Here is a 26,776-nt window from a genome sequence, read left to right on the forward strand (position 1 = left end):
CCATTTATTAAGAAGCCTCGTCAGAAATGACGGGGCTTTTTATCGTCTGTAAGTTTCAAATTCCCCCCTCGCTTTCCTTGACTTAATCACCGCATAATATCCTCGCAAGCGACACAATACGCATTATTCTGTAATTTGTGACTATCTTGTGTTCTTACTTAATCCTCTTATTTAGGATTCCGCTGTTGGTATTACGCCTCTCAAATTTCGTTAGGTTAACAATTTGAAAGAAGTAGCCTGCTAGGATGTTACTAAGGTGAATGTGGCGGGGGCGAAATGAAGAAAAATCTACTTATGATCCTTTTTATCTTTCTTTTCTTGCTTGGCGGTTTGATTGCTATAGCAAATGCTAATCCATGGGAAAATGTTACTAGTCCTTCAAAAGGCAGTGAGCAGTCGATAGGAAGTTATGCCAATGGATGTTTGAGTGGCGCAGAAGCGTTACCGCTTAATGGTGTAGGTTATCAAGTGATCCGTTCTTCTCGTCATCGCTACTATGCACATCCTGACATGGTTGCTTATCTCAAAAAACTTGCTTCAAAGACACAAGGATTTGGACTGGATGATTTGATGATCGCAGACATTTCTATGCCACGAGGCGGAAATTTTACGAGTGGTCATTCAAGCCATCAAACAGGGTTGGATGCGGATATTTGGCTTAGCTTTGCACTGGAAACTTTAACTCGGGAAAGGTTAGAAAGCCCAACGGCGGTCAGTGTAGTTGATCTAAAGAGCTACTCACTTCGTCGTGATAGTTGGATGGATGATCATGCGATCCTTTTTCAGGTCGCAGCTTCAGAGCCTGAGGTTGCAAGGATATTTGTCCATCCTGTCATAAAAGAAACGCTTTGTGGCATGGAGTGGGAAGACAGAGCTTGGCTAAGAAAGGTGAGACCATGGTGGGGCCATCATTATCATATGCATGTCAGACTTCATTGTCCTGACGGGAGTCAGGAATGCGTGCCACAAAATGTTATACCAGCAGGTGATGGTTGCGGATCAGAGTTGATGAGCTGGCGACCTAAGCCTGACGATGGTAAAAAAAACAAAGAAACAGTCAAGAAGAAGAAGCGAGTTAAGGTGAAGCCTAGTGAGTGCCAGATAGTTCTGACGCAATAAAAAAAGCGCCTCTAACAGGCGCTTACTCAGCTAGGCTAAGCCTTGCAGTTTGACGAACTTTTCCAAGAGCTCGTCATTGGCTTCCTGATTGTCAGGATCAATGATGATGCAATTGTTGATTGGACAAACTGACTGACAGGTTGGCTTCTCATAGTGACCAACGCATTCCGTGCATTTGTCTGGATCAATTTCGTAGATCTCAGCCCCAAACGTTATTGCTTCGTTCGGACACTCTGGATCGCACATGTCACAGTTAATGCACTTCTCGGTGATCAGTAGTGCCATGGATTACGCACTCACCACTTCAATGGCGTTTGGATTACGGGTATTAGTACCTGCAACCAGATTGCGCATTAGCAAACCAAACGATAAATCCATATCTTCTGGCATCGGGATAAAGACAAAGTGTCCGTTACCTTTTGCGTCGTCGATAACTTCGCTCTTACGGTTTTCCATCGTTTCGAGTGTAAATACAACATTACCATTTGGCGTCATCATTTCGATTGAGTCACCAACAACAAATTTGTTCTTCACTTCAACTTCAGCCAAATTTCCACGACGTTTACCCGTGAATTCACCAACGAATTGCTGGCTGTCAGATACAGAGTATCCGTAGTCATAGTTTTGGTATTCGCTATGGTTGTGACGGCGAAGAAATCCTTCTGTGTATCCACGGTGAGCAAGGCTTTCAAGCGTAGACATGAGTGTTTCGTCAAAAGGCTTACCTGCAACAGCGTCATCAATTGCTTTTCGGTAAACTTGCGCTGTACGTGCGCAGTAATAGAAAGACTTGGTACGACCTTCAATTTTCAGTGAATGAACACCCATTTTAGTTAGGCGATCAACATGCTGAATAGCACGAAGGTCTTTTGAGTTCATGATATACGTGCCGTGCTCATCTTCAAACGCAGCCATTTTCTCTTCAGGGCGATGTGCTTCGCTCAGCAGAACAACGTCATCAATTGGCTTACCCAGACCCAAGGTGTTATCAGGGCGCTCTTCGGCTTCGTGAATTTGCACGCCAGACGTTTTAGGCACTTCAACGATTTGCCCGGTTTCGTCCTCTGTCGCTTTCTCTGCCTTATATTCCCAACGGCAAGCGTTGGTGCAAGTGCCTTGGTTCGGGTCACGTTTGTTGATGTAGCCTGAAAGTAGGCATCGTCCAGAGTACGCCATGCAAAGTGCGCCATGAACGAATATTTCAAGTTCCATCTCAGGGACTTCTTGTCGAATTTCTTCGATTTCTTCCAAAGACAATTCACGCGACAGAATGACACGCTCAACGCCTTGGGTTTTCCAGAACTTTACAGTCGCCCAGTTAACAGCATTTGCTTGGACTGACAGGTGAATAGCCATCTCAGGGAATGCTTCACGAACCATCATGATAAGACCTGGGTCTGACATGATTAGAGCATCAGGTCCCATGTCTACGACGGGCTTAAGATCGCGAATAAATGTCTTCAGCTTCGAGTTGTGTGGCTGAATATTACATACCACGTAGAATTTCTTGCCCAACGCATGAGCTTCATCGATACCGATTTGAAGGTTTTCGTGATTGAATTCATTGTTGCGAACACGAAGGCTATAACGCGGTTGGCCTGCGTAGACGGCATCTGCGCCATAAGCGAAAGCGTAACGCATGTTTTTTAGGCTGCCAGCTGGCGACAAAAGTTCTGGTACAAACATATTCTTGGGCTTCTATTTTCTGAGTCTAAGTCAGGCCACATCGAACTTGATGCGGGGTAGCAGGCGATTTTACTGTGATCTGGTTAACATAGCCAGTTCCATTCGGGAAACCAATCGAAGAAAATAATGTCTTTCCTATGGTCTGCAAACTTACTCATTAGCAGCGCATAAATTGACATTATGATGAAATGAATTGTACGGTGCTTTATTATACTGTCACCTATAGTTCTCATTGAACGAGCAAAAATCAGAAGTTTGAGAAGTGGATTGATGTACGAAAAGAAACCCAAGACGTTTAGTAAGCTGTCTAAATCGATGCTTGGCTTGATGGGATTGTCACTCGTGACGATGGCGGTGTCCGTTAACATGAAAAACGACCCGATTCGAATCATCCCCCTCAACATCTCAGAATCTGTGATGCCATCGCAGCCTGCGGTGGAAGCGCCCTCAGAAATAGTCATAGACCTCCCTGCCTATGAATACACCATTCAGTCAGGTGATAGTCTCAGCGAAATTTTCATGAAACTGGGGATCCCATACAGCGACTTGCTGAAATTAATGGAAGCGGATTTAAACCACCTGCGTATCGATACGTTAAAACCCAATGACATTTTGCGCTTTTGGGTTGATGGCAGTGGTAAGCACCTTGAAAAGCTAGAGCTTGAATTTAACATTGCTCAGAAGGTGCAATACAAACTTTTGGACGATGGCTCGTACGAGTTGGAAGAGATCATTGTCCCAGGTAAATGGATTCAGACAGTAGCCGCTGGTGATATCGAAGGAAGCTTTTCTGTCTCAGCCCGCCGAGCCGGATTGAGCTACAACGATGTTGAAGTGATCACCAGTCTACTCAAAGACAAAATTAACTTTTCTCGTGATCTACGTGCTGGTGATAAGTTTGAAGTGGTTCGAGCGGAGCAGTTTGTTGATGGTCAACCCAGTGGGCAGCGCGAAATACAAGGTATCCGTATAGAGCGAAGAGGTGCGCCTATCACGGCTTATCTTCATTCGGATGGCAACTATTATGACAATCGAGGCGAAAGTCTTCAGAGTGCGTTTCAGCGCTATCCGATGACTTATAAGGGACGTATCAGTTCCCACTTTAACCCAAAAAGAAAACACCCAGTGACAGGGCGAGTTTCGCCGCACAATGGTACTGATTTTGCCGTTTCCACAGGAACACCGGTGGTTTCGACAGGTGATGGTGTCGTGGTGATGGTGCGTAATCACCCTTACGCAGGTAAGTATATCGTCATAGACCATGGCAACCAATTCCGTACTCGCTATCTGCATAACAGCAAGATATTGGTGCGCAAAGGTCAGCGCGTGAGCCGTGGTCAGAAAATCGCATTATCTGGACGCAGTGGGCGCGTGACTGGGCCACATATTCATTATGAATTGCTAAGTCGTGGTAGAGCTGTCAATCCGATGAAAGCCAAAATCCCTATGGCGACATCTGTGCCTCGTGCTGAAATGACTGATTTTAAGAAATCAGTCGCCGCGTTTGACAAGATGATGTTGGCGCAGCAATTCAAGTAACCAAAAACGGGGCATCATTATGATGCCCCGTTTTAATATGCAGACTGTGCTGTTTACACGGAATTATTCCGCTTTATCGACGCCGTCAAGTTCCTCATAGAGGTTTGGCAGGAATGCGCCTAGCTCGCCGCACATTAGCGACAAATCTGCATCTAAACGTTGAGCCATATCTTCACGGTCAATGTCCGCATTTTGATCGCGTAGTTCTTCAGAGAACTTAATGCGCTTGATAGACATGTCATCACACAGCATCAAATCAATACGATCTTGCCAGTTGAGTGCCAGTTTGGTGACCAGCTTCTCTGCCTCAATATGTGCCAGAATCTCATCACTCGACAGATCTTGTTGCTTACAGCGAATCACGCCGCCTTGCTCCAAAATGGCTTTGAGTTCAGCCTCATCACCGATAGTGAAACCTTTTGGCGCGGCATTAGATCGAACCCACTCAGTCATCGCCAGTTCCACCGGTTTGTTGGTTTCCACTGGAACAACAGGAAGACTACCCAAAGATTTGCGAAGCAGCGCCAAGATGTCTTCTGCTTTTTTAGCACTGCTAGCATCGACAATCACAAAGCCCGTTTTTGGCATGATCAACGCGTAGGTTTGGCTTAAGCGGCTAAATGCACGTGGGAGTAAGTCCATCACGATGTCATCTTTGATGCTGTCTTTTTCTTTCTTTTTCAGCGGGCGACCTTGTTCGGTTTCCATTACCTCAACGCGAGCATTTAGCGAATCTTTGATCACTGACGCGGGCAGCATTTTTTCTTCTTTGCGTGCACAGATCAGAATATTGTCATCGCTGACGTGAGTCATCATATCGCCGTGTTTACCCAGCGCCGTCGTCCAACCGAACTTCTGCATATCTTGGCTGCCACATGGCGTGAAACGAAACTCAGATAGCTGCTTTTCAATGTGCTCAGGGTCGAGATCGATTTCTCGAGTAAGGCGGTAGGCAAAAATATTCTTAAACCAAATCATGGCGAGGCTCTATCCATCCGATAATGACAAAGGCCACATGGTATTGCATTCATAGCAGAATGTCGCTCCAAATGGAGTACAATTTGGCGCAGATCTAAAACAGCGAGCACACAAACGGCAATGAAAATACTCCACACTTCTGACTGGCATTTAGGGCAAAACTTCTTCACGAAAAGTCGTCGAAGCGAGCACCAAGCCTTCCTCGATTGGTTACTTGACCAGATCGATGATCACCAAATCGATGCGGTTATTGTTGCGGGAGATGTGTTTGATACGGGCGCACCGCCAAGTTATGCCCGAGAGCTGTATAACCAATTTGTGGTATCGATTAGTCAACGTCACTGCTCACTGATTGTCTTAGGCGGAAACCATGATTCGGTCTCGACGCTAAAAGAGTCTAAATCCTTATTGGCCTGCCTTCATACACAAGTGGTGGCCAATACCAGCGATGATCTTCAAGACCAATTACTGACGCTGAAAAACAAAGCAGGCGATGTCGGCGCGATTGTCTGTGCCGTGCCGTTTGTGCGCCCTCGTGATGTGATGACCAGCCGCGCTGGCGAGTCGGGCACTGAAAAACGCCAAGCGTTAGGCGATGCTATCAAGGCCCATTATCACGCGCTTTATCAAGCGGCGGTCGCGCTTCGCGATGAACACCAATGGCAAGTTCCCATTATTACTACCGGGCATTTAACCGCATTGGGCGTGAGCCCGTCTAAATCGGTGCGTGACATTTATATCGGATCGCTCGATGGCTTTGCAGCGGATGGTTTTCCCCCAGCCGACTATATTGCTTTGGGGCACATTCATCGCCCTCAAATTGTTGCCAAGTCAGAGCATATTCGTTACAGCGGATCGCCCATTCCCTTGAGTTTTGATGAGCTCAAATTTAGCAAGCAAGTGGTGCTGGTGGATTTCGACGGTGAACAGCGCAAAAGCATTGAACCAATCAATGTGCCGAGTTTTCAGCCTATGGCTGTCCTAAAAGGGTCACTGGAAGAAATTGAAGTACAGCTTTCCGAGTTAAAAGATCACGATGATCCAAAACCTATTTGGCTGCACATTGAAGTCTCGGTGCAAGACTATTTGTCTGACCTGCAGCACCGCATTCAGCTTCTTACAGAAGGCCTAAATGTTGAAGTGCTTCAGCTACAACGTGCACGTACGCAAAAATCGCAAGCGCTGACGCAAGAGGCAAAAGAAACGCTGGCGGAATTAACCCCACAGGATGTATTCCAAAAACGCCTCGACCTTGAAGTGTTTGATGGAGAAGTAGAGGAAGCACGCAAAGCACGCATTCAAACTCAATTCGCGCAAATCGTCGCGGAAGTTGAGCATGTGGAGGCCAGCGAATGAAAATCCTCAGCTTACGTTTTAAAAACCTGAATTCGCTGAAAGGCGAATGGAAAATTGATTTCACTCAAACGCCATTTGTAGACAATGGCTTGTTTGCCATTACGGGCGCTACCGGTGCAGGTAAAACCACCTTGTTGGACGCTATTTGCTTGGCGCTTTATCACCAAACACCGCGTTTGGGGCTGATCTCTACATCAAGCAACGAAATCATGACTCGCGGTACGGCAGAGTGTGCCGCGGAAGTAGAATTTGAAGTGAAGGGGCACCCGTATCGCGCGTTTTGGAGCATGCGACGTTCTCGTGGCAAGGTTGACGGTAACTTGCAGCAGGCAGATGTTGAGTTGGTCGATGCGAAAACCGACAAGGTGCTGGCAACACAAGTGAAGCAAAAAAATGAGCTGGTGGAAGACATCACAGGCCTCGATTTTTCGCGATTCACGAAATCCATGATGTTGTCGCAAGGCGACTTTGCCGCTTTCTTAAATGCTAAAGAAAACGAACGTGCGGAGTTATTGGAAGAACTCACGGGCACGGAGATCTACGGTCGAATCTCAGAGAAAGTGCACGAGCATTTTGCGGCAGCGAAGCTTCTACTTAGCCAAAAGGAAGCGGAAGCCAAAGGTGTTCAACTGCTGAGTGCAGAAGAAGTCGAGGCAGTCGAAAAGGCCTTGGCAGATGCGGATGCTAACCACAAAACCCAGCAAGGACGACAAGTCGAGCTGACAGCTCATCTTGCGTGGTGGAAAGAGCACCAAAAGAGCCAGCAAGAAAAGACTCAAGCTGAACAGCAGCAACATCTTGCCCAATCAAATTGGGATACTGCCCAGCCACGCATTGAAAAACTAGAAAACAGTGAACCTGCCGAAAAGCTGCGTATGCCTTACGAATTATGGCAAACAGCGATGCAGAAAAGTGCATCAAGCGCAGAAGCATTTGCGGCGAAACAGCACATGCTGACAACCAGCACAGAGCAAAGCGAGACGGCAGAAAAATCCCTGACGGTAGCGCAAGAAACCTTGACGCAAACAAAAGCGCAGCACCAAGCGCTTGATGCGCTGATCACCGAAAAAGTCATGCCTCTTGATGCAGAGATAAAACACAGCACCCAGCGTCACCAAGACGTCTCTGCGCAGAGCCTGGCACTGCAAACCAAGTGTGCTGATCAAACCTCGGTTCGTGATGAAAAAGCGCGATCTTTAGCGGAACAAAACCAAGCGCTGGCAGTGGTAACTGCTTACCTTAGCGAGCATCAATCGGCGGGAATGCTCAAGCAGCACCTTGGTCAATGGGCACAAATGGGTCAGCAGATCCAACAAGAACAATCCGCCATGGGGGCGCTTACCGAGCAAGAAAAAACGCTTAACGAGTCACTGAATGCTGACAAGGCTCGAGCAGAGAAAGATCAGCAGGCGCAGCGTGCCGCAGTTGCAGCCAGTGATTCGGCAAAACGCCACTGGGAAGCCTTGCAGCATGCCTTTGTAGAAGCGACAGCAAAGGGTGATGTGGAAGCCATCGATAAGCAGCGTGAACAGCTCAACACGCAACTTTCAACGCACTTTCAGTTGAGTCAGTGGCAACAGCAGTGGATTGATATCGATAAAGACAATGTCGAGAAACGAACACTACTTGAACAGCAAACCGTGTTGACGACAACCCTAGAGCAAGAGCTGGTGGCACTTCGTGGTCAGTTCAAAGATAAAAAGCAGCTTATTGACGCGCTTGGCAAGCTCGTTAGCCAAGAAGAGCACCTTGCTCAGTATCGCGCAGCGCTTCAACCCAATGAGCATTGCCCGTTGTGTGGTTCGACCGAACATCCTGCTTTGACTGGTGCGGTGCTGAATGTGTCTGAAACCGTTCAACAGAAAATTGATGCAGAAACAGTATTGAGTCAGCTGGAAATTACAGGCAAAGAAACAGGCGTAAAGCTGGAAACATGCAAGCGTTACGTCACTGAGCTTGATCAGCAAATAGCGCGCACGCAATCTCAGCAAGCAGCATTAGAACACCAATGGGCCGAAACCTCTTCTGCATTGGGTATGGTGTTGGCGATACAGCAGAAAGACGCGTTTACGGCCTTCACTGATGAGCAAAAACAAGCCCGAGATACATTGACGCAAACGCTGACTCAACTGAAAGACCAAGACAAGCATCTTCAACTCGCAAAGCAGCAATGGGATGACGCAGAACGCGTTCAAACGGGTGTTGAGCAAGCTCTGTCTTTGCTGACGTTAACTATAAAAAATAATGAACAGCAGCGACACCGCTTGCAAGAAGACAAGCGCCTGCGCCTAGACAAAGTTGATACCTTACAAGCTGCCTTGAACACCGAAATTGTGGATAGCGGTTACACCGCGCCTGATGCCGACACGCTATTAACCTGGCTTGAGGAAAGAAAGCAAGATGCGGAGTTGTGGGATCAAAACACGCAGCGTAAAGACGCACTTGGAAAAGCGGTGGCTTTGTTGGAATCTGAACTCGCGGGCATCTCTCGTGAGTTAATCGCATTGAACGAACAGCAGTTAGCCATGCAAGCGGACAGCGAAAAACTGCTCGGTGTATTGAATGGAGTGAAAGCACAGCGAGACGCGCTATTCGGCGACAAAGTGGCGGAGCAAGAACGACAAAATAGTGCAGTGAAATTGGCGAACGCAGAACAAGCCCTGACGTTATCTCAGCAGCAAGCGCAACAGTGCCAAGGTGATTTGCGCGCGATACAAGCGGAAGTGAGCAGCTTAGAACAAGCACTCAATAGCCAGAAAGAAGACACAGCAAACAAAGAAACAACGTGGAATGAACGCTTACTTGCTTCACCTTTTTCATCACTGGATGCGTTCCAATCAGCCTTATTGCCAGAAGATGAAAAGCAGCAATTGTTGGTAGAAAAGCGCCAGCTAGAACATGCGTTAGAAGTGGCGAAAGTCTTGCTTCAAAAAGCGCAAAATCATGTGGCAGAGGTATTGGCTCATGAAAACGCAGAACGATTGCAGCAAACGCCACTCGATGAAGTAGAAACAGCGCTTCAGGCGCAAACTGACGTACTTAACCAATTGGCAAAACGCAGTGGTGAGCTAAGTAATGAGTTGTCATCTGACAAGCAACGTCGAGAGAATCAACAAGCCTTGTTTGCTGAGATTGAACGCCTTCGCGCAGACTACGATGATATTCAGTATTTGCACTCGCTGATCGGTTCACAAAAGGGCGATAAATTCCGCAAGTTTGCCCAAGGCTTAACACTGGATAATCTGGTGTACCTCGCGAACAAACAGCTGGATCGCATTCATGGTCGATACCAACTTAATCGCAAGCAGGGTGAGGGGTTAGAATTAAGTGTGCTCGATACGTGGCAGGGCGATATTGAACGTGACACGAAGACCCTGTCAGGCGGCGAAAGCTTCTTGGTCAGCTTGGCGTTAGCATTGGCGCTTTCTGATCTCGTGAGCCACAAAACCAGCATTGATTCTCTGTTCCTTGATGAAGGATTTGGCACGCTAGACAGCGAAACCTTGGATATTGCTTTGGATGCACTGGATAGCTTAAACGCATCCGGCAAGATGATTGGGGTGATCAGTCATATCGAAGCGATGAAAGAGCGGATCCCGACGCAATTGCGCGTATCTAAAAAGACCGGATTGGGAATTAGCGAGCTAGAAAGTGACTATCGAGTCACGAGAGCGTAATCTGCTATAGACCGTATGTTTCGTGGTGTGTAGGGATAAGTCGACATAATCTAGCAATGTCTGTACACGCATTCATCGCGAAAGGTCACAAAACTGTCATAATAGAATCACATAATGGCGCCCATAAATCATAAGTTAACTGGGTATGAAATAATGGTAAGACGGATTCTTGTTGTCGAAGACGAAGCACCGATTCGCGAGATGCTGTGCTTTGTACTGGAACAAAAAGGCTATCAGGCCGTAGAAGCAGAAGACTATGACAGTGCTCTGGAAAAAATCTGCGAGCCTTACCCTGAACTGATCCTGATGGATTGGATGTTGCCGGGTGGATCAGGGATCAATCTGATCAAGCACCTAAAACGCGATGAATTGACTCGTCAAATCCCTGTTGTGATGCTTACCGCTCGCGGCGAAGAAGAAGACAAAGTTCGTGGTTTAGAAGTGGGCGCAGATGATTACATCACTAAACCTTTTTCACCTAAAGAGCTGATGGCGCGATTAAAAGCCGTGATGCGTCGTGTATCGCCGACCTCTTTGGATGATGTTATAGACGTTCAGGGCTTGAAACTTGACCCTGTTTCTCACCGCGTGACTGCGAATGAAAAACCGCTGGATATGGGTCCAACAGAATTTAAGATGTTGCACTTTTTCATGACCCACCAAGAGCGCGTTTACAGCCGTGAGCAGCTTCTCAATAACGTTTGGGGTACCAACGTATATGTAGAAGATCGCACCGTAGATGTGCATATTCGCCGTTTGCGAAAAGCGCTGGAAGAAGACGGGCACGACAAACTGGTTCAGACAGTGCGTGGTGCTGGCTACCGTTTCTCAACGCGCGCCTAGCCTGACAAATTAATAATCATGTTGCTATCCGTTGGCCACGGGATGGCCTGATGGAGACATAGATGGTCGAAAGACTCACATGGAAAAAGCTGGCCTTAGAGCTAGCTTTTTTTTATTTACCTTGGTTTGTGATTGGCTGGTTCTTTGGCGGTCTGCCTTGGTTATTACTGCTCGCTACTGTGCTTGTTCTGTTGTGGAACTTTTATCACCAACTCAAGCTTTCTGATTGGTTGTGGAAGGAGCGCAGTCTCACTCCGCCTTCGGGTTCGGGCAGTTGGACACCGCTGTTCAATGGTATTTATCGGTTGCAGAAACGTAACCGTCGCCGTCGTAAAGAGCTCGCTAACCTGATCCGTCGATTCCGTAACGGTGCAGAATCACTCCCCGATGCCGTTGTGGTGTTTGAACACGATGGGTCGATTGTGTGGTGTAACAAGCTGGCACAAGATCTTCTTGGCTTTCGCATGCCCGATGATGCCGGTCAGTATATTGGCAACCTTATCCGTACGCCTGAATTCATTGAATATTTGAGCCGAGCAGAACTCGGTGAAGCATTCGAGATGCGCTCACCGCTACATGTATCGAAAACTCTCGAGTTTCGTACCATGCCTTACGCGGAAGGCGAGTATCTGATGGTCGTGCGTGACATTACGCAGCTTAAACAGCTTGAAGGTATGCGTCGTAACTTCTTTGCCAACGTTTCTCATGAATTACGGACACCCATGACAGTGCTTCGTGGCTACTTAGAAATGGCAGAAGATCCTGACATGCTGGTGGGCCCGATGTGGGATAAAGCACACGGTGTGATGACAGAGCAATTGACGCGTATGGAGGGATTAGTTGAGCAACTACTTACGCTCTCGAAAATCGAAGCCAGTGTGAAAATCGCGCTTGATCAGAAAGTGAATGTTCCTGCCATGTTGGATGTACTGCAAAAAGAAGCTCAAGCACTCAGTGGCGATCAAGCTCATGAGTTTGAATTTGACGTTGACCATTCACTTAGTGTGCTTGGGGACGACGATCAGCTGCGAAGTGCTATCTCTAATTTGGTTTACAACGCGGTTAAGCACACGCCAGCCAGTGCGAAGATCACCGTGCGTTGGTTTAGAACGCCTCAAGGTCCACGCCTCGAAGTGAAAGACAGCGGAGAAGGAATTGCACCTCAGCATATCGATCGCCTAACGGAGCGTTTTTATCGGGTCGATAAAGCGCGATCTCGTGAAACGGGCGGCAGTGGTTTGGGATTAGCGATAGTAAAACACGCTCTGAATCATCATGAATCGGAACTCGAGATATACAGCAAGGTCGGTAAAGGCAGCGTGTTCTCCTTTACCTTACCGGAGCGGTTGGCATGTTAAAGCAGGCCTTCGTCGTCATCGGTTTTTTGATGCTTGGTGGCGTTGCGTCGGCAGATGATCATCTGCCGCTTTATCATCGCGCTGATAGTATTTCTGGCAACCTATCTACCGTGGGCTCTGACACTTTGGCCAATTTGGTGACACAGTGGGGAGCGTTGTTCAAAAAGTACTACCCTAGCGTGAATGTTCAAATTCAAACCTCAGGGTCATCGACCGCTGTTCCGGCGCTAATTGAAGCAACGGCACAGTTCGGTACGATGAGTCGCCAAATGCGTCCGCGAGAAGTCGAATTGTTTGAGCGTAAATATGGCTATCCGCCAACATCCATCAAAGTGGCCATTGATGCGATGGCGATTTTTGTTCATCAGGATAATCCGCTGACAGTGCTTGATATGACGCAAATTGACGCATTGTTTTCTCAAACATTGCGCTGCGGTTCAACTGAGCGTTTTGAAAAGTGGGGGCAGTTAGGGCTAGGTGGAAGCTGGGATAAACGTAACATTCAGCTATTTGGTCGTAACTCCGTTTCGGGCACTTACGGCTTCTTCAAAGATAAAGCACTATGTGATGGCGACTTTCGTGCCGACGTCAACGAACAACCTGGCTCTGCCTCTGTGGTGCAGTCGGTGAGTTCATCGCTCAATGCGGTGGGTTATGCAGGGGTGGGGTATCGTACGGCAGGGGCTAAAATGTTGCCGCTGGATGTGGACGGTGAGTCTGTGTATGCCACTGTCGATAACGTCACCTCCGGCGTCTATCCACTATCACGCTACTTATACGTCTACCTAAATAAAGTGCCAAATAGACCTTTAGCACCTATGGAAGCCGAGTTTATAAAGCTCATGTTGTCGCGTCAGGGGCAAGAACTTGCTGCCGCTGAAGGCTTTGTACCGTTGCCTGAAAATGTCATAGAAGAGCAATTAACAGCTTTGGATTTGCAGTGAGTTGCTAACCGAGATTGGTCGCGAATAATTGGCATAGAAAGGTTTGGTCTGGCTATAAGTATAAAAGTAAAAAGACCGACGAAGCCAACGCTTCATCGGTTTTTTTGTTTATATTTTATCAGTAGCCTCAAAGGCTATTTCGCAATGGTCAGTGTCCAGCCTACAGCTGCCCAATAGGCTTGTTCAGTCTCAAGATCAGCAGCAAGTAAGCGATTCTGGCTAAGCCAATGTTCTGGGAAAACGAGTGACCAATGGTCATCATTGGCCTCTAGTTTTACATCTGGTAGAGGATCACCAGAGCGCTGAACGTTAAGCACACAAGCCAGGCGCAAGGCACGAATGAGCGGAAAAATATGTTTTAGCTTGAACAGTGCAAACTCAGGCATTTCACCCAATTTCAACGCTTTGCGATGAAAGCGTGTCAGTGTTGCCAATACGGTTTGTTGCTCTTGGTTAAAGCCCGATAAATTGGTGTTTTGTAGGATATATGCGGAATGCTTGTGAAAGCCTGAATGTGAAATACTCAGACCGACTTCATGCAACAGCGCGGCCCAGCTCATGAGGATCACCAATTCTGCTTTCTTGGGACCCAACTGAGGTTCCGCTTGTAAATAGACGTTTTCGGCTACCTGTTGAACGCGCTCGGCATGATCTTGGTCGATGTGATAGCGCTCAGCGAGATCGGCGGCGGTACGGCTTCGAATATCACTGTGTTGGAATCTGTCTTCCATTTCATAGAGAAGACCTTCTCTAAGAGCGCCGTCAGAGAAAACCATTTTTTCGATATTCAATGCGTGGAATACCCCTAAAAGAAGAGCAAGTCCCGCTGCGAAAACAGGCTGTCTGTCAGGTGATAGACCTGGAAGCACTAATTCGTCGCTCGACTTAAATGCCAGTACTTGTTCAATCAAACCATCAAGACGTTTGCGGGTGATAATGCCGTCGTCATGACCACTGGCAATCAACACTTCTCGTATTGCCTTGATGGTGCCAGAAGATCCGACAGCTTCCTCCCAGCCATATTTGATGTATTGGCGAGCCATGCCCTCGAGCTTCAATTCCGCAGCAAGTTGCGCGGACGCAAAGCGTTTTGGTGATATCTCTCCGTCTTTGAAAAAGCGCTCGTTAAAGCTGACGCAACCCATTCGTTTGCTGTTAACCAAGGCGGGATTGAAATTTTTCCCAATCACTAACTCAGTACTTCCCCCACCAATATCAACAACTAACTTCCGGTCTTCTCCTGGCTGCGTATGGCTAACGCCTAAATAAATCAGTCTTGCTTCTTCAACGCCAGGAATGATTTCGATGGGATAGGGGAAAGCAAGCTGAGCTCGCTGCAAAAACACATGACTATTTTTTGCTTCGCGTAAGGTGAAGGTTGCGGCGACACGCACGTTTTCCTGATCAAATCCCTGCAAACGCTCGGCGAACATGGCCAAGCATTCAATGCCGCGGTTAATTGCGGCATTGTCGAGGTTCTGATGGTTATCGAGACCAGAAGCTAGTCTAACTCGCTGTTTATGGCGGCTGACAATTTGAAGCCCTTGACCGACGACACGGGCAACGACCATGTGGAAACTGTTTGAACCGAGATCAATGGCTGCGATCTCTCGTGGCTTTTCAGGATTGGTGGTATCACTCATTCTTCTGCTTGTCCGCTAACCGTCGTTTTTCAGTTCTCTCCATTTGTTTAAGGTAATCGTAAATTTCAATCTGCGAGCGTATTTTTTTGCGATTTCCGCGTTTTACATAGGCATTGGACATTTCTTTGTCCAAAACGCGTGCTTTGGCACGATCGGAAAACTGTATTTCAAGGATATCCATGATGCGGTCTTTCAATCGCTGATCTTTGATGGGGGTAGCGACTTCAATGCGGTTATCGATGTTACGTGTCATCCAGTCGGCAGATGAAATATAAACGTCTCTCTCTCCGCCGTTTTCAAATGCAAAAACGCGAGGGTGTTCAAGGAAGCGGTCGACGATACTGATTGCCCGAATGTTTTGACTTAATCCCTTAACGCCAGGGATCAGAGAGCACATACCTCGCACGATCATGCGTATTTTTACGCCCTCATTACTGGCCTTGTACAGCATGTTCACCAAGCCAACATCAACGAGATTATTCACTTTCAACGTAATGCCGGATTTACGCTTGGCTCTTGCATGTTCAATCTCGCGATCGATCAATTTGTACAATCGGCTTCGTGAGTTTCGAGGTGACACGATGAGGTGATTGAATTTGACCGGTTTGTAGGGGTTTTCGATGAAGTTAAACACCTTTCTGACTTCAGTGGTGATGGACTTGTCGGCGGTGAACAGGGAAAAGTCGGTATAAAGACGAGCGGTTTTTTCATGGAAATTACCCGTGCCGATGTGCGCGTATTCACGTAAGCCGTCCTCTTCTCGGCGTGAGATAAGGCAAAGCTTGGAGTGGATTTTAAGCCCTGGTGTACCAAAGACGACTTTCACCCCCGCATCTGTTAATACGCGAGCCCATTCTATGTTGGCTTCTTCATCAAACCTCGCTTGTAACTCGACTACCACGGTGACCCGTTTGCCGTTGTTGGCTGCATCTATCATCGAATTGATGATGCGGCTTTTCTTTGCCACGCGGTAAACATTGATGCGAATGCTACGCACCTTGGGATCGTAAGAAGCCTGACGCACGAGCTCTGTCATGTGCTGGAAGGTGTGATACGGGTAGTAAAGCAGTATATCGCGTAAGCGAATGGCATCGAACGCATTGCCGGACTGACGAAAGTCAGCAGATTCAATGGGGGGCAATGGGGGGTTTTCTAAATAGCGCATGCCGACATTGGGAAAACCAATAAAGTCTTTGAAATTATGGTAGCGCGCACCAGGCAAGACGCTGTCATAGTCCGAGATCCGGAGCATTCTGATAATGCGCTTGACCATGGCTTTGGGCATGTCTCGCTGGTAGACGAAACGCACAGGCAGTGCGGTTATGCGTTGGTCGAGACTGTCTGACATGTTTTCTAGCAGACTATGATCGACTTCGTTGGTGAGATCATATTCAGCATCGCGCGTCATTTTCATCGCATAGGCTTCAACGCTGTCATAATCGAAAAAGCCTTGGAATATTTCATCGAGACAGAGCCGAATGATGTTATCAAGCAGAATGATGGTTTTTCGTCGACGTCGGCCTTTGGGTTCAGGCACTTTAATAAAGCGCTCAATTTCATTCGTGGGGATTTCAATCAGCGCATAACGCGTGGCTTGACCTTCTTTTTTGAGTTCGACGACAAGATAGGAATATGCGTCTTTGAGGAAAGAAAGCAAATCCATATCATCAGTAAGAATAATGGGGGTGATATGGGGAAGAAGATTGCTGACAAAGTGCCTTTTTAGCCAGTTCTGCTGATACTCAGTCAGTTGAAGCTCGTTAACCAGAAAAATGTGTCGACGAGCCATCTCCAATAGAATGTCATTGTATAGATGGTCGAAGTCTTGATTAAGCTTCAGTACCTTGTCTTGAATTTTGCTGAGTAATTCTTTAGCTGTATTGTCGATACCCTGTTCTTCGTTGATCAGGATACGACGTTTCACATCAGCAAAGCGCACTTGATAAAACTCATCCAGATTACTGGAGAAAATACCCAAAAAGCGAACCCGTTCAATAATAGGAACACTTTTGTCTGCTGCTTCTTGCAGTACCCGTTCATTGAAGGATAGCCAACTGAGTTCTTTATCTATGTAACAATTATCAGCGCTCATTCTTCCCTTTTCCTGCTAATGAATATCGTTGGTGTCAAACTCCACGATCAGATCATCAGATAGGCCTTCCAATGCCTCGCCAAGATCGTCTAGTGACGTAGTGTTCGCAATGTCTAAATCGAAATCTGCCGTGAAAATGACACCACCTGAATTAGCGGCACTTTGTGCAGTAGATTCCAGGTTGTTGATGTTTATTCCAAATTTTGCAATTTCGCGAGTCACTTCTTGAATAATCCCCGGGCGATCATTGCCTGTGACTGTCAAAGAGTGTGTTGTAGAGTCTGGTTCGGATTGATGAGGTGCATCGGTGATAAGAACATCAAGTTCGGAGATGTTATCCAGTGCAATGGACAATGCTTTTGCATCATCATTTTTAATGTCTATCTGAATGATACCCGCGAATTTACCCGCGAGCTTACTTAGGCTACTCGCCTGCCAATTGCCGTGATGCTTGAATACGGTATCAGAAAGCGTTTCTACGAGACCTGGGCGATCGGTGCCGATCAAGGTAATAACTAACTGCTTCATGGTTGGTCCTTAACGTATACAGCGGAATGAAATTTCATTATTAGATTTGCATGAAAGCGTGTCCACTGCTGCATTAATGGGCACTTCCGTTCTGTGCCACACATCAATGTTAGCGAGGCTAAACATGTTTTATTACAGATTTATTACAGCTAGGCAGCTTGGTCTATATTTCTGGGCTGTCACATTTTTGTCATCAAATAGAAATATTATAGGCCGCTTAATCTAGGAAAAGAGGTACCAATGGCAAACGCCACCCATTCGCTGACTCAAGGAGATCCTCGTCGGCGTTTTAAAGACAAGCTTGCTCGCCTATCTGTAACAGGGGGCGGTCTTTTGGTGTTATTTGCATTGTTGCTGATTTTTTTCTACCTCGCTTATGTTGTTCTTCCTCTTTTCAAAAATCCAGATGTTACTCTGGGTGAGCAATTTGACTTAGGTGTGTCCGATGCTCCTGTTCAAATTGGTATGGACGAAAATAACCAGATTGGCTTTCGCTATTCAGATGCGGGTGATCTGACCGTATTCTCATTGACCACACCTCATGAAGTATTGATTCAAAGACAGTTGGCATTATCGCCGACGAGTTTTTTCGCGCCAAATCCTTCGAGTAGTGTCAGCGCATATGGTTTGGGCGATGGCTCTGTATCATTTCAACGGCTACGTTTTCTTGCTCACTACAAAGAAGGGGAGCGTAGCTTCACGCCTGATATTAACCGCCTTGACCGTATCCAGTTAGGAGCGCCAAGTGAGGCTGTTTCCAGTGTTTCTTTCGCCTTGAATGGTGATGATCGTGTCGTTGCGGGCATTGTGGGTGACACTTTACATATAGTCGCTCAGCAATCGGGGCAGGAATCATTGCGTGTCGCGATTCCCACGGAAGGTGATGCCTCGGTATTGGTGACACCGAACGGGAGAAAGCTATTTGAGCTGGTGGGAGAGGAACTCAATATCTATAACCTTTCTGCGAAAAAGGTGTCTCTACGTGAGACGGTGAACATCAAGACGGTGACGGGACAGTTGCCAGAATCGATGACCTTGCTGGCGGGAGGGCATTCACTGTTGGTGAGACTTGAAGATGGCCGTATTGGGCAGTGGTTTGATGTGGTGAAAGCTAACGCGCGAACATTGACCATGGTGCGAGAGTTTTCGACACCGAATGGGCATTTGGCTGTTGAAGCGCACCGAAATGTTTTCGCAAATCTAGCTGGCAGTGGTGAATTGTCACTTTGGCACGCGCCGAGTGAAACGTGGCTTGGGTTTGATTTCCCAATGCTGGCGAGTGATGTGGACGCGATGAGTTTTTCCCCGCGTGCAGACCGATTATTAGTCGAACAGAATCAGGTGATCACACTATTAGACGTCGACAATCCTCACCCTGATGTCAGCATTACATCATTATGGAAAGAGGTTTGGTATGAAGGTTATAGCGAACCTGACTATGTTTGGCAGTCAACGTCCGGCAGTGAGGCGTTTGAGGGCAAGTTAAGTGTCGTCCCTGTTGTTTTCGGCACCATAAAAGTTGCCGCTTATGCGTTGATATTTGCGATCCCTCTGGCTGTTGGCGGCGCGATATATACCGCGTATTTCATGCCTTCTGGCTTACGTAAAGTCGTGAAACCAACGATTGAAATCATGGAAGCGCTACCCACCGTTATATTGGGTTTTCTTGCGGGTCTGTGGCTAGCACCTATTGTCGAAACGCATCTGCCTGCAGTATTTATCATCTTTTTTGCAATGCCAATATCCTTTTTGGCGACGGCAGTCGTATGGACATCATTACCTCGAAATTGGCGTCAAAAGTTGCCTCCGGGAGGGCATCTTTTCGTCCTTATTCCGCTGATTTTAGCGATTGGAACGATGGCTTTCGCGATCGGCCCATGGGTGGAAAACACCTTTCTGGGTGGTGACAGCCGTGTGTTTGTCACTGATGTGCTGGGCGTGAACTTCGATCAGCGCAATGCGATTGTGGTCGGACTGGCAATGGGTTTTGCAGTGATCCCAACGATTTTCACTATTGCGGAAGATGCTATTTTCTCTGTACCTAGCCACTTGACCAATGGCTCATTGGCGTTGGGTGCAACGCATTGGCAAACGCTCACTCGTGTCGTATTGCTTACCGCGAGTCCCGGTATATTCTCCGCGGTGATGATGGGACTTGGTCGTGCAGTGGGAGAAACGATGATCGTGTTGATGGCGACGGGGAACACGCCGTTGATGGAATGGAACCCGTTCGAAGGTCTGCGCACATTATCGGCAAATATCGCTGTTGAAATGCCTGAATCGGAAGTTGGTAGTTCGCACTATCGTGTCTTGTTCCTAACGGCTTTTATTTTGTTTAGTTTTACCTTCTTATTTAATACGGTGGCGGAATTTGTTCGTCAGCAGTTGAGAGATAAATACCGTGCTTTGTAGTTTATCCATTCTCGGTAGCAATTCGTTTCTAGCAACTCGCTTATCTAGGAGTGAGCATGTTTAAGCGATTAAACAGAAGCTCCCCGTGGGTGTGGATGACTGCAGGTATGGTCAGCTTATGTCTGGTTGCAGTGCTTGGCGTGATGCTGTTGATTGGTTGGAAAGGACTTGCCTATTTCTGGCCTGCACCTATCTATGAATTTCAAGTAGAAACACAACAAGGCACTGAAACATTGTTTGGCGAAATTTATGGTGTTGAATCCGTGCCTGCCAACCAACTTAAAGAAGCGGGTATTGAATTAAAACCGCATTTTGACACTGAGCAGAACCGCTTTTTGATCAAAATAGCCAACCGTGAGCGAGAGGATCATGATTTCGTTTCGGTGCTTGAACAAAATATTCTCTCGCAGAAAGCCCGCCCTGATATTGCCGTGATAGAGCGAACTGAGCATGGGGCTTTTTTCGGAGTACCAACGGGCTATATGCACAGTGGAAAGATTATTGACCATAGTGTTGCTGCTGCATTTTTCGAAGGTAAGATTGACGTTGCTGAACAACAACGAGAGGCCATAAGCAAGCTGGAGCAAGGCGATATAGAGAAAGCGAATCGTCAGCTAATTGCTTTGAAGTTGGAAGCACAAGCTTACCAAAAAGCAGACCAAACGGTTCCCAAGTTTGTTCTCGATGAAATCGACATACTCACTGAGCGCTATCAAACGCTTGAGGTGAGTTTGATTTCGATGCGCACAGGGCTCCACCTGGATTATATCATCGTGAAAGAGCGAAGTGGGTTGTCTATTAAAGTTCCACTTAATAATGTGCTGGCAATGTGGTATCCCAATGCCATGAGTTGGCATGAAAAACTGATTCACTGGGCGCACCAAATTGTCCGTTTTGTCACCGAGGATCCAAGAGAAGCTAATTCAGAAGGTGGTGTATTCCCTGCCATTTTCGGTACCGTTTTGATGGTGCTACTTATGTCTATCATGGTGACGCCATTAGGGGTGATGGCTGCAGTTTATCTTCATGAATATGCGGGTAAGAATGCTTTCACACGTATTGTTCGTATCGCTGTTGTGAACTTGGCCGGTGTGCCGTCGATTGTATACGGTGTGTTTGGTCTTGGCTTTTTCGTCTATTTCGTTGGTGGAAACCTCGATGATTTGTTTTATTCAGATACTTTGCCCAATCCAACATTCGGAACGCCAGGGCTACTTTGGTCATCACTGACTCTGGCTATCCTGACGCTACCCGTAGTGATTGTGTCCACAGAAGAAGGGCTAACGCGTATCCCTGTGTCAGTGCGCCACGGCTCTATGGCTTTGGGTGCCACACAAGCTGAAACCTTGTGGCGCATTGTTTTGCCTATGGCAAGCCCTGCTATTATGACTGGCCTCATTCTCGCGATTGCCCGCGCTGCTGGTGAGGTTGCGCCCCTTATGCTGGTGGGCGTTGTCAAAGTTGCACCAAGTCTACCGTTAGACGGTAATTTTCCGTTCTTGCATTTGGATAGAAAGTTTATGCATCTGGGTTATCACGTCTACGATGTTGGCTTCCAAAGCCCCAATATCGAAGCGGCGCGCCCATTGGTGTATGCAACCTCATTGCTTTTGGTTACTGTGATAGTGAGTTTGAATTTAGCCGCTATCACCATTCGTAATCATCTGCGCGAAAAGTACCGCGCGTTAGAACAAGAACTGTAGGATCCCGAAAGGAACGAGCAACGAAATGATATCCATCAATGCCAACATAGGGCTACCCGGACCGATTGATCTATCGTCACTTTCTGATGAGCAGACGACGCTGGCTATCCGAAATCTTAATTTGTATTACGGCAATTCCCAGGCATTGTTTGATATTAATATGCGTATTCCTAAAGGTAAGGTCACAGCATTTATTGGACCTTCAGGCTGCGGGAAATCAACGCTTCTTCGCTGTATCAATCGAATGAATGATCTGGTTGACGGCTGTCGGGTTGATGGTGAAATTTTATTGCATGGTACCAATGTCTACGACGAAGCCGTTGATGTGCCAGCGCTACGCCGAAGAGTGGGAATGGTGTTTCAACGGCCAAACCCATTTCCAAAGTCTATCTATGAAAATGTGATTTATGGTTTGCGATTGCAAGGCGTTAAAAATGCGAGAAGTCTGGATGATGCGGTAGAGCGCTCTCTTCGCGCTGCAGCGCTTTGGGATGAGGTGAAAGATAGGCTTCATGACAACGCATTTGGTTTGTCGGGAGGGCAGCAGCAACGCCTTGTTATTGCGCGTGCGATTGCGATTGAGCCCGAAGTGTTGCTGTTGGATGAACCGACGTCGGCACTAGACCCTATCTCGACGCTGACCATCGAAGAGCTGATTAACGAACTTAAGCGAAAGTATACTGTGGTGATTGTTACACATAATATGCAACAGGCGGCGCGTGTCTCAGATCAAACGGCATTTATCAATCTAGGTAAACTGGTAGAATACGCGGATACCGACACACTCTTCACGACGCCTAAGAATAAGCAAACTGAAGACTACATCACTGGTCGCTACGGCTAAAGGATCCTGATTAGATGGATAATCACAATTTCAGTCGCCATATTTCGGGTCAGTTTAATGCTGAGTTAGAGTCCATTCGGACGCACGTTCTAGCAATGGGCGGGCTGGTTGAGCGTCAGTTAACAGACGCGTTGCGTGCTATACACTTTCAGGATGTAGAGCTCGCTAAACAAGTTATTCGAGAAGATCACAAAGTGAATTCGATGGAAGTGGCGATCGATGAAGCTTGTACACGGATCATTGCTAAACGTCAGCCAACCGCAGGTGATCTGCGCTTGGTGATTGCGATCATCAAAACCATTACCGATCTTGAACGTATTGGAGATGTTGCAGACAGTATTGCTAAGATGGCGTTGGATAACTTTTCAAACCATCAGCAACCGTTTTTGGTTTCGCTAGAAAATCTGGGTCATAAAGCGGCTCGTATGCTGCATGATGTACTTGATGCATTTGCGCGCATGGATGTGGATGCCGCGATGAAGGTTTATCACAGTGATGATCATCTAGACAAAGAGTATGAGGCGATTATTCGTCAGCTTATGACTTACATGATGGAAGACCCTCGCTCAATACCGAATGTATTGAAGGTCATGTGGTCTGCTCGTGCTATCGAGCGTGTTGGGGATCGTTGCCAGAATATTTGCGAGTACATTATTTACTTTGTTAAAGGTAAAGACATACGTCATACCAACAAAGAACAGTTAGAGAAAATGCTCAAGTAGACAGAAGCTAGTCGCTGAAAAGCGAGTGCTTATCGGAAAGCAGAATGACATAGACATAAAAAAACCCGCTGATGCGGGTTTTTTAGTAACAGGGTTATCGAATCACTTCAAAGAAACTCGTACCAGCCTGAAAGTCTCCATTCATGCCAATCAACTGACCGCTGTTATCAAAAGAGAGGATTAGCTCTTTTTGTTCAGGTTCTGAATGACCAGGTTTAAGCCATTGAACGAAATACCAAGTATTTGGATAGCCAGCTTCGACCAACATTGGTGGACCAAGTAAGAATTTGACTTGTTCTTTGGTCATGCCAAATTTGAGTTCTTCAACTGCACTTTGGTCGATGTAGTTTCCCTGATTGATATCTATACGGTAAACCAGCTTATTAACCCAAGAACAACCTGTCAGGCTGGCGAGGACAAGAGATACCGCAACGACGTGTTTCCAATGCATGACTTCTTACTTCATTTCTAAAATAGGGGACGATGATAAACAAGCAAGTGAGAGAAGTAAAAAACTCTTGTCTCAACTTGGTGTTCGACCGTGCTATTTCGAAAAAGTTTCTTTTCTGATTGCCGCTATGCCGCCACCAACAACTCTTTGGCATTCGCCAGCGTGTGTTCTGTGATTTCGCTTCCTCCTAGCAGGCGAGCCAGTTCTTGCACTCGCGCGGTGACATCAAGCGGAATCATGCTGGTGGTCGTTGTTCCTTTCTCACTGGTTTTGGTGACAAACATTTGTTGGTGTCCGCAACCTGCGACCTGGGGTAAGTGCGTCACACACATGACTTGCGTTGATTCGCCAAGTCGGCGCAGCAGCTTTCCAACAATGGCTGCAGTTGGGCCGCTGATACCCACATCGACTTCATCGAAAATCAAACTTGGTGTATCGACTTTCTGAGCCGTAATGACTTGTATGGCGAGAGAGATACGAGATAGTTCGCCACCTGATGCTACCTTGCCCAGCGCTTGCATTGGCTGGCCAGGGTTTGTGGAGACCAAAAATTCGATGCTATCGACACCCATTGGTGACAGGTTACTGTCAGGCTGACTGTTGATATCAATATGGAATTTGCCATGTTGCATGCTGAGTTCATGCATGCTGGATGAAATCAGCTTATCAAGTTCTTTGGCGTAACGTTTACGGCTCTTACTGAGCTTTTCTGCAGCAGTAAGACAGGCTTGATGTTTCACGTCTACGTCTGCAGTTAGCTTTTCAATCTGGTTATCACTGTCATTGAGTGAGTCTAACTCGGCAACGAGCGATTGATGTGCTTGATAGAGTTCAGCAGGAAGCACTTGATGTTTGCGAGACAAGCGCATGATGCTTGCCATTCGATCGTCAAGGTAGCTCAAACGGGCTGGATCCATATCTAGTCGATCCATGTAGCTGATGATCTCGTGACTGGTCTCTTGTACCTGAATACAGGCCTCATCCAACATCTGCATTAGCGGCTTAAATTGGCTATCCATCGCGGTTAATTCAGCTAGTTTTTGCTGGGCAAATTGCAATAGGTGAAGAGCGTTATTGTCATCATCTTCACTCAGCGCTTGGATAACGCTTTGACTACAAATAGCAATGTCACCGCAGTTGGATAGGCGTTTGTGCTCTTCTTCAAGTTGGGGGTATTCGGTTTCACCTAGCGCTAACTCGTTGAGCTCGTTAACTTGATACTCTAAAAGCTGCTTTTGTGCTTCAAAAGCTTCTTTGTTTTTTTCTAGTTGTTTAAGTTCGTTACGCGCGGCACGCCAATCTTGGTAGCGTTGACGCATGGTGACGAGAAGATGCTGGTGACCTGCATATTGGTCAAGCAAGGTGAGCTGGAAATCATTACGCATCAAAAGCTGATGAGCATGTTGACCATGGATGTTAATGAGGTGTTGGCCCAGTGACTTTTGTTGTGAAGCGGGAACAGGGCTTCCGTTAATGAAGGCGCGAGAGCGACCTTCTTTGGTGATCACTCGGCGCAAGATACACTCTTCACCGTCTGCAAGCTCATTATCTTCGAGCCAGCGACGTGCCGCTGGATTATTCTGCAAATGGAAGAGTGTTACGATTTCTGCTTTATCTTCACCAGGGCGAACCATGGATGCGTCTGCGCGGTCCCCAAGGCAAAGGCCCAGCGCATCAATGGCAATGGATTTACCTGCGCCTGTTTCGCCAGTGATCGTGGTCATTCCTTGATGGAAATCGAGTTCTAACGCTTTAACTATGGCAAAGTTTTGAATCGTAATGTGCGCCAGCATGTGTGAATACCTGTATCTACCATCACCTGTTTGTACATACAGTATATACTGTGTTTGTATACAGTAAAGTCGTTATGGCGGCCTCTTAGGGTTATTTTGTGATAGGGCTAACAAAAAAGAGCAGGATTGACCTGCTCTTTGGATGCTTATTCATCGAGTGATGACTAAAAAAGTTTATTTGACCATCCGAGTTTTGTTCGCAACGTTTTGTAGTAGCTGTAGTTTTTTGGATGAATCAGTTTGAGAAACGATGGGCTGCGATAAATATGTACTTCATCACCAGGATTGACGGGGAGTGAGACTTGGCTGTCACAACTCACTTCCAAAGTGCTCCCATTGTCTGGTGAAACAACGAGTTTGATGTGGCGCTTAGCATCAACCACAAGTGGACGACTTGAAAGTGTGTGGGGAAACATAGGGACGAGTGAGATTGCGTCAAGGCTCGGCGACAAAATTGGGCCGCCGCCAGAAAGGCTATATGCTGTTGAACCTGTCGGGGTCGAAATGATGAGACCATCTGAGCGCTGTGAAAACGCGAAGTTATCATCAATATACACTTCAAACTCAATCATGTGAGCCACTTGACCAGGGTGCAGTACGGCTTCATTCAATGCGGCGTTGTGGCTTTTTATTTGGCCGTGGCGGTGCACTTCGGCTTCCAGTAAAAAGCGCGGGTCTTCAACAAAATCACCTGCAAGTACTGCCGATAGAGGCTCTTCGTATGCGTCAGGATCAAGGTCGGTAAGAAAGCCTAAATTGCCGCGGTTGACGCCAATCACTGAAATATCGAAACGTGAAAGCACACGCGCAGCGCCTAGCATATTGCCATCGCCACCAATAACTATCGCAAGGTCAGCTTTAGCACCCATTGAAAGCAAATCGTGAAAATCTTCGGCAGGAATATCGATGTAACTGTCGAGCCTATTGTCGACGAGCGTGCGATAGCCTTGCTTCGTTAGCCAGTAGTAAAGATTTTCATGTGTTGTAACGGCTTCGGGGTTTCGCGGCTTGCCAACCAAAGCAATTGTTTCAAAACGCTTTGACATCTTATAGATCCTGCGTTGTCTAGTGGCTTGATTATATACCCA

General features: G+C 47.0%; 20 protein-coding genes. 11 read left to right on the forward strand and 9 right to left on the reverse strand.

The features are described from left to right. Positions 1-276 precede the first annotated feature (276 nt). Positions 277-1,119 carry a penicillin-insensitive murein endopeptidase gene (mepA, locus tag A1OO_RS07005; protein ID WP_017005045.1) on the forward strand — a complete coding sequence of 281 codons (843 nt, stop codon included), beginning with the start codon at positions 277-279 and terminating at the stop codon, positions 1,117-1,119. Between the two features lie 30 nt (positions 1,120-1,149). Here mepA and A1OO_RS07010 read toward each other — a convergent pair whose 3' ends face one another. Then, complete coding sequence (locus A1OO_RS07010) at positions 1,150-1,404, reverse strand: YfhL family 4Fe-4S dicluster ferredoxin (protein WP_016960570.1); 255 nt, start codon at positions 1,402-1,404, stop codon at positions 1,150-1,152. A 3-nt stretch (positions 1,405-1,407) separates the two neighbouring features. Continuing rightward, positions 1,408-2,805: a tRNA 5-hydroxyuridine modification protein YegQ gene (yegQ, locus tag A1OO_RS07015; RefSeq protein WP_017005046.1), complete on the reverse strand. Its 1,398-nt coding sequence runs from the start codon at positions 2,803-2,805 to the stop codon at positions 1,408-1,410. Between the two features lie 270 nt (positions 2,806-3,075). Between yegQ and A1OO_RS07020 the strand changes: the two genes are divergently transcribed. Beyond that, entirely contained in the window at positions 3,076-4,344 is a 1,269-nt protein-coding gene (locus tag A1OO_RS07020) for a peptidoglycan DD-metalloendopeptidase family protein (protein ID WP_016960568.1), read from the forward strand. Positions 4,345-4,407: 63 nt separating this feature from the next. Here A1OO_RS07020 and rdgC read toward each other — a convergent pair whose 3' ends face one another. After that, positions 4,408-5,319, reverse strand: a complete 912-nt coding sequence (gene rdgC, locus A1OO_RS07025; RefSeq protein ID WP_026024080.1) for a recombination-associated protein RdgC — start codon at positions 5,317-5,319, stop codon at positions 4,408-4,410. Between the two features lie 123 nt (positions 5,320-5,442). Between rdgC and sbcD the strand changes: the two genes are divergently transcribed. From sbcD to A1OO_RS07050, 5 genes are all read left to right on the forward strand, one after another. Beyond that, positions 5,443-6,678 carry an exonuclease subunit SbcD gene (gene sbcD, locus A1OO_RS07030; protein ID WP_016960566.1) on the forward strand — a complete coding sequence of 412 codons (1,236 nt, stop codon included), beginning with the start codon at positions 5,443-5,445 and terminating at the stop codon, positions 6,676-6,678. Further along, on the forward strand, positions 6,675-10,355 hold the full coding sequence (locus tag A1OO_RS07035) for an AAA family ATPase (protein WP_017005047.1): 3,681 nt from the start codon (positions 6,675-6,677) through the stop codon (positions 10,353-10,355). Before sbcD ends, A1OO_RS07035 begins: the two co-directional genes overlap by 4 nt. A 153-nt stretch (positions 10,356-10,508) precedes the next feature. Further along, positions 10,509-11,198, forward strand: a complete 690-nt coding sequence (gene phoB / locus A1OO_RS07040) for a phosphate regulon transcriptional regulator PhoB (protein WP_016960564.1) — start codon at positions 10,509-10,511, stop codon at positions 11,196-11,198. Between the two features lie 62 nt (positions 11,199-11,260). Next, the gene (phoR, locus tag A1OO_RS07045) at positions 11,261-12,556 is read left to right on the forward strand and encodes a phosphate regulon sensor histidine kinase PhoR (RefSeq protein ID WP_017005048.1); all 1,296 of its coding nucleotides are present in this window, start codon (positions 11,261-11,263) and stop codon (positions 12,554-12,556) included. Further along, positions 12,550-13,500, forward strand: coding sequence for a PstS family phosphate ABC transporter substrate-binding protein (locus tag A1OO_RS07050; protein ID WP_017005049.1), 951 nt, complete (start codon positions 12,550-12,552; stop codon positions 13,498-13,500). Before phoR ends, A1OO_RS07050 begins: the two co-directional genes overlap by 7 nt. 134 nt (positions 13,501-13,634) lie before the next feature. Here the strand turns inward: A1OO_RS07050 and ppx are convergent, their stop codons facing one another. Genes ppx through A1OO_RS07065 form a run of 3 tightly spaced genes read right to left on the reverse strand, consistent with a single transcriptional unit; the run spans position 13,635 to position 17,763 of the window. Then, on the reverse strand, positions 13,635-15,143 hold the full coding sequence (gene ppx, locus A1OO_RS07055) for an exopolyphosphatase (protein ID WP_017005050.1): 1,509 nt from the start codon (positions 15,141-15,143) through the stop codon (positions 13,635-13,637). Continuing rightward, positions 15,136-17,235, reverse strand: a complete 2,100-nt coding sequence (gene ppk1 / locus A1OO_RS07060; protein WP_017005051.1) for a polyphosphate kinase 1 — start codon at positions 17,233-17,235, stop codon at positions 15,136-15,138. The genes ppx and ppk1 overlap by 8 nt, the downstream gene beginning before the upstream one ends. Positions 17,236-17,250: 15 nt before the next feature. Then, the gene (locus tag A1OO_RS07065; protein WP_017005052.1) at positions 17,251-17,763 is read right to left on the reverse strand and encodes a glycine cleavage system protein R; all 513 of its coding nucleotides are present in this window, start codon (positions 17,761-17,763) and stop codon (positions 17,251-17,253) included. A 240-nt stretch (positions 17,764-18,003) separates the two neighbouring features. Between A1OO_RS07065 and A1OO_RS07070 the strand changes: the two genes are divergently transcribed. Genes A1OO_RS07070 through phoU form a run of 4 tightly spaced genes read left to right on the forward strand, consistent with a single transcriptional unit; the run spans position 18,004 to position 23,444 of the window. Continuing rightward, the gene (locus tag A1OO_RS07070) at positions 18,004-20,175 is read left to right on the forward strand and encodes an ABC transporter permease subunit (protein WP_017005053.1); all 2,172 of its coding nucleotides are present in this window, start codon (positions 18,004-18,006) and stop codon (positions 20,173-20,175) included. A gap of 56 nt (positions 20,176-20,231) precedes the next feature. After that, positions 20,232-21,878, forward strand: a complete 1,647-nt coding sequence (pstA, locus tag A1OO_RS07075; protein ID WP_017005054.1) for a phosphate ABC transporter permease PstA — start codon at positions 20,232-20,234, stop codon at positions 21,876-21,878. 25 nt (positions 21,879-21,903) lie between these two features. After that, positions 21,904-22,722, forward strand: coding sequence for a phosphate ABC transporter ATP-binding protein PstB (gene pstB / locus A1OO_RS07080; RefSeq protein WP_017005055.1), 819 nt, complete (start codon positions 21,904-21,906; stop codon positions 22,720-22,722). A gap of 14 nt (positions 22,723-22,736) precedes the next feature. Beyond that, positions 22,737-23,444: a phosphate signaling complex protein PhoU gene (gene phoU / locus A1OO_RS07085; RefSeq protein ID WP_016960555.1), complete on the forward strand. Its 708-nt coding sequence runs from the start codon at positions 22,737-22,739 to the stop codon at positions 23,442-23,444. Between the two features lie 94 nt (positions 23,445-23,538). On the opposite strand, the gene bamE is transcribed toward phoU, so the two are convergent. The 3 genes from bamE to nadK form a co-directional block, all read right to left on the reverse strand. Next, positions 23,539-23,895 (reverse strand): outer membrane protein assembly factor BamE, encoded by a 357-nt coding sequence (gene bamE, locus A1OO_RS07090; RefSeq protein WP_017005056.1) that lies wholly within the window; start codon positions 23,893-23,895, stop codon positions 23,539-23,541. Between the two features lie 125 nt (positions 23,896-24,020). Next, positions 24,021-25,688 carry a DNA repair protein RecN gene (recN, locus tag A1OO_RS07095; RefSeq protein ID WP_016960553.1) on the reverse strand — a complete coding sequence of 556 codons (1,668 nt, stop codon included), beginning with the start codon at positions 25,686-25,688 and terminating at the stop codon, positions 24,021-24,023. A gap of 164 nt (positions 25,689-25,852) precedes the next feature. Next, entirely contained in the window at positions 25,853-26,734 is an 882-nt protein-coding gene (nadK, locus tag A1OO_RS07100) for an NAD(+) kinase (protein ID WP_016960552.1), read from the reverse strand. Between the last annotated feature and the right edge of the window lie 42 nt (positions 26,735-26,776).

The sequence above is a fragment of the Enterovibrio norvegicus FF-33 genome (genome assembly GCF_000286835.2).
Classification (GTDB): Bacteria; Pseudomonadota; Gammaproteobacteria; order Enterobacterales; family Vibrionaceae; genus Enterovibrio; species Enterovibrio norvegicus_A.